The 4,231-nt window shown below is 74.5% G+C and carries 4 protein-coding genes and 1 pseudogene; 3 read left to right on the top strand and 2 right to left on the bottom strand.

Annotated elements, in window-relative coordinates; all coding sequences use genetic code 11:
• A pseudogene (locus ACXJKL_RS15775) lies at positions 1 to 303 on the bottom strand (hypothetical protein); the annotation flags it as partial.
• 63 nt (positions 304 to 366) lie between these two features.
• Here ACXJKL_RS15775 and ACXJKL_RS15770 point away from each other — a divergent pair.
• Genes ACXJKL_RS15770 through ACXJKL_RS15760 form a run of 3 tightly spaced genes read left to right on the top strand, consistent with a single transcriptional unit; the run spans position 367 to position 3,657 of the window.
• Complete coding sequence (locus ACXJKL_RS15770; RefSeq protein WP_457207980.1) at positions 367 to 1,185, top strand: PP2C family protein-serine/threonine phosphatase; 819 nt, start codon at positions 367 to 369, stop codon at positions 1,183 to 1,185.
• Entirely contained in the window at positions 1,182 to 2,462 is a 1,281-nt protein-coding gene (locus ACXJKL_RS15765; RefSeq protein WP_457207979.1) for an FHA domain-containing protein, read from the top strand. Before ACXJKL_RS15770 ends, ACXJKL_RS15765 begins: the two co-directional genes overlap by 4 nt.
• Before the next feature lie 13 nt (positions 2,463 to 2,475).
• Positions 2,476 to 3,657 (top strand): RDD family protein, encoded by a 1,182-nt coding sequence (locus ACXJKL_RS15760; protein WP_457207978.1) that lies wholly within the window; start codon positions 2,476 to 2,478, stop codon positions 3,655 to 3,657.
• A 19-nt stretch (positions 3,658 to 3,676) separates the two neighbouring features.
• Here ACXJKL_RS15760 and ACXJKL_RS15755 read toward each other — a convergent pair.
• On the bottom strand, positions 3,677 to 4,231 hold a 555-nt coding region (locus tag ACXJKL_RS15755; protein ID WP_457207977.1), incomplete at its 5' end, for a S8 family serine peptidase.

Here is a 4,231-nt window from a genome sequence, read left to right as displayed (position 1 = left end):
GGTGAYGGCAGAGCCCGCGGCGGACGCGTCGGCACGGACCATCGAGATCAGTTCGTCCGAAGTGGTTTGACCGGCAACCACCAGGGCATCAAGCACCGAGAGCTCGAGGCGGGTGAGGCCGTCGAGCGCACGGATGACGGAGCTGCGAGTCGCTGCCCGTGAGGCCAGCTGGGCGGAATCGTGAGGTGCGGGAGTGGCGAGATCGGGACGATCCGTGAGCAGGCCGGCGAGCCGCTCGTCCGACCAGCCGCGCAGCTGGTCCGCGAGCGTGCGTGGGGGCGCCGCCGGCTGGGTCCTCGACATCCCTTCTACGCTACTCGCCGAGCCCACCCCGGGGCTCATCGTCGAAGAGCGCGAGGGCAGGGCATGAAGCCGGTCGATCTGCACCACGGAGCCGCCACCGACGTGGGACACGTGCGCACGGTCAACGAGGACTCCTTCCTCGTCGCCCCTCCCGTCTTCGTGGTCGCCGACGGCATGGGCGGTCACGCCGGGGGCGACGTCGCCAGCCGCATCGTGGTCGAGGAGTTCGCCCGCCTCGTCGAGGAGGGCTACGACCCGCAGCGGGGTGCGGAGCACGTCTCGGACACCATCGCCCGCTCGCAGGCCCGGATCCTCGAGTACGGCGAGGGGCAGCGCGCCGACCACCCGCGCTGGCACGCGGGCACCACCGCGGTGGTGGCCGTGCTCGTCGACGACCACGGGACCACCAAGTGGCTGCTGGCCAACCTCGGCGACTCCCGCATCTACCGCTTCACCGACGGCCACCTGGACCAGGTGAGCGTGGACCACTCGGTCGTGCAGGAGCTCGTCGACGCCGGGCAGATCACCCAGGCCGAGGCCGCCGTGCACCCCGAGCGGCACGTGATCACCCGCGCGCTGGGCAGTCCCGAGGGCGTCCACCCCGACTTCTTCCTGCTCCCGCTGCCCGCAGTCGAGCGACTGATGCTGTGCAGCGACGGCATCTCCGGGATGATCGCCGACGTCGACATCGCCGCGATCCTCGAGTCGGTCCCCGACCCGCGGGACGCAGCCGACGCGCTGGTGCGTGCCGCCCTGGAGGCCGGGGGCCGCGACAACGCCACCGCCGTCGTCATCGATGTGGTGGGATTGGTGCACGACGACTCATACGACTCCGAGCGCCAGCTCGCGAGTCTCGAAGACAAGTTGGGGGCCCGTCCGTGAGCGACTCCGTAGGTCATCGTCGACAGCTGTCCGCCGGCGGCTGGTACGCCGTCCTGGGCGACAAGGTGACGCTGCTCCTGCCTGCGGACGAGCGGCCCCGCGTCGCCGACCTCTGGGACCTGGTGGACGCCGGCGCCGACTTCGACGAGGTGCTCGACGGGGTGCTCGCCGGCGGCATCCGCACGCTCACGGGGTTCGTGCTGGTCGGGCACGGCGACAGCACCCGGGTCCTGGTCCGGGGCGACGTGTCCGTCACGGTCTCGACCGCCGAGGGCGACCAGCTCGTCTCGGGGGCCGGCGAGACCATGTGGGCCGACCGCACCCTGACCGGCGTCACCGGCGGCACCGCCGTCCTGGAGCAGCCCGGACCGCACGACCTCGCCCTCAGGTCCGGCATCGCGCGGGTCGGGTCACTGGTCTTCGGCGACTCACCGGCGATCGACGGTGCCTCGGCTCTCGCCCCGGCCGTTCGCGGCACCGGGGCCACGCCCGACCCGGACCACGGCGACCTCACCGAGACCGGCACCGACACCGACACCGACACCGACCCCTGGACCGGCCCGGACACCGTGGACGACGCCGCGGGGCGCCCCGAGCCCGCCCCGGTCGTCGAGCAGACCGAGGAGGCGGCCGCACCGGCCGGGCAGCCGGTCGCGGACGTCGTACCCATCGAGGTCGCGCCCTCGAGCGGGCAGCACGCGAGCGTGCCCCGCAGCTACGGCGCTCCCACCGACGACGACCCCACCCCGACCGGCGAGCAGCCGGCGGTCGTGGATCCGGCCGCGGTCGTGGAGCCGGTGGAGCCGGCCCAGCAGCCGGGCGACGCGGACGACCACGACGGCCAGACGACCATCGGACCCGCCGCCGACGCCTTCGTGCGTCCCGGCATCCCCGGGCAGGAGCTGGCACCCCCGGTGGTCTCCCGGCCGGTGGCCAAGCTCGTCCTCTCGACCGGTGAGGTGGTCGACGTGGACCGCACGATCATCGTCGGGCGGGCGCCGGAGGCCCGCCGGTTCGCCTCGACCGACCAGCCCTACCTGGTCACCGTCGCCAGCCCCCACCACGAGATCTCCTCGACCCACCTCGAGATCCGTCCCGGTGCCGGCGCCGACCACGGCAGTGCGGTCGTCACCGACCTCGGCTCCACCAACGGCACCGTGCTGGTGCAGCCCGGGCTGCCGCCCGAGGACCTGCAGGCGGGCATCGCCGTCTCGCTGATCCCCGGCGCGATCCTGGACCTCGGTGACGGCGTGACCATCCAGACCACGAACCCCTGACGCAGGACCCCACGTGACGCAGCAGCAGGCCGCCGCCCCCGCCACCACCTACCCGATCGCCGAGCTCGAGCGTCGCTTCTACGCCTTCGCCTTCGACCGCGCGGTCACCTGGGGGCTGTACGTCGTCGTCGGAGTGGGGGCGTGGCTGGCCCTCGGCGACCAGCCGTGGCTCATCGCCGGCATCGTCGGCGGAGCCATGGTCCTGGGCTGGCTGGTCCTCGCGGTCATGACCGGGGTCTCCGGCAGCACCCCTGGCAAGTCCGCGCTGGGGCTGCGGGTCGTRCACCACGGCACCGGGACCCCCATCGGCATGGGTCCGGCCCTCTCCAGGTCCCTCGTCCTCGCCGCGGCGTCCCTGCCGACCTTCGGCATCGGCCTCGCGACGCTCGCCTGGACCGCCGTCGAGGACCGGGGCCGCCAGCGTCGCGGCTGGCACGACCACCTGGCCTCGTCGGTGGTGGTCGACGTGCGCCCGGTGGAGGAGATCGTGGAGCAGGTCGACGACAGTCCACGGCACGTCGTCAACCTCACCGCCATGCGCCTCATCCCCGCCCCGGCCGTGGAGTCCCCGGTCTTCCAGGCGCCGCCGCCGCCCACCCGGCCCGCTCCCGAGGCCCGTCCGCAGCAGCCGACCGCGGCGCCCCCGGCGTACCCCACCCCGCAGGTCCCCGCCTTCCTGCCCCAGCAGCCGCAGCCGGTCCAGCACCAGCCGGTCCAGCATCAGCCCGTCCAGCACCAGGCCCCGCCGCAGCCCGTCCGGCAGCAGCCCGCCGCGGCCCCGGCTGAGCACCCGGGGGACGACTCCGGTCGCACCGTGGTCCGCTCGCGCCCGGACGGCACTCCTCCCGGGCACCCGACGGGCCCCCGGTGGCGGGTCAGGTTCGACGACGGGCACACGTTCGTCGTGGAGGGCCTGGTCCTCGTCGGCCGTCGTCCCGAGCCACGCTCCGGCGAGCCCGTGTGGCACCTGGTGCCCCTCACCTCGGCGGACATGTCGGTCTCCAAGACGCACGCCCAGTTCTCGCCCGCACCGGACGGCGCCCTCGTGGTGATGGACCGGGGCTCGACCAACGGCTCGACGCTGACCCGCCAGGGCGTGTCCCGCCAGCTCTCGCCGGGCAAGCCGGCGACCCTCGTCGACGGCGACACCGTCGCGTTCGGCGACCGGTCCATGGAGGTACGCCGCGAGGCGTGACCCCGTCGGGTCCGCGTGGTCAGCGGGTGATGGCCACCGGGATCCGGGTGACCGAGCCGCGGGCGCCGCGCCAGCGGATCCAGCCGTCGTCGACCGGACCCGGTGCGGCCGGGCCGGTCACGATGATGCGGAAGACGGCGGTCTCACCCGGGCTCAGCCGGGCCGCCAGGGGCGTGACGCGCACGCGGTGCCGGTCGAAGCCGATCGCCTGGGCCGAGAAGTACTCCGCCCGGGTGCCGAGGTTCCGCACGCGCCGGGTCACGGTGCCGGTGCCGCGCACGAGCACGGAGGAGAGGTTGAGGTCGGCCCACGACCCCGTGTCGAGGGCCTCGCGGTAGCGGGACGTGGACACCGGCAGGGCCAGCCGGACCCCGGTCACGTCGGCGCCGGCGCGGCCGGCACCCTGGCGCAGCACCGGGTCGGAGCCGAGGGTCACCGCGGTGGTGGCGAGCACCGAGCGCACGACGGGGGCCGTCCAGTCGTGGCGCGAGCGCAGCAGGGCGGCCGCGCCGCTGACCCGGGCGGTGGCGGCCGAGGTGCCGCTGAAGAGCGCCCAGCCGCGGTCACCGGGGAC

Source organism: Nocardioides sp. P5_C9_2 (assembly GCF_054049555.1).
The sequence above is the reverse complement of the archived record's forward strand: the minus strand, read 5'-3'. Positions and strand labels throughout refer to the sequence as shown.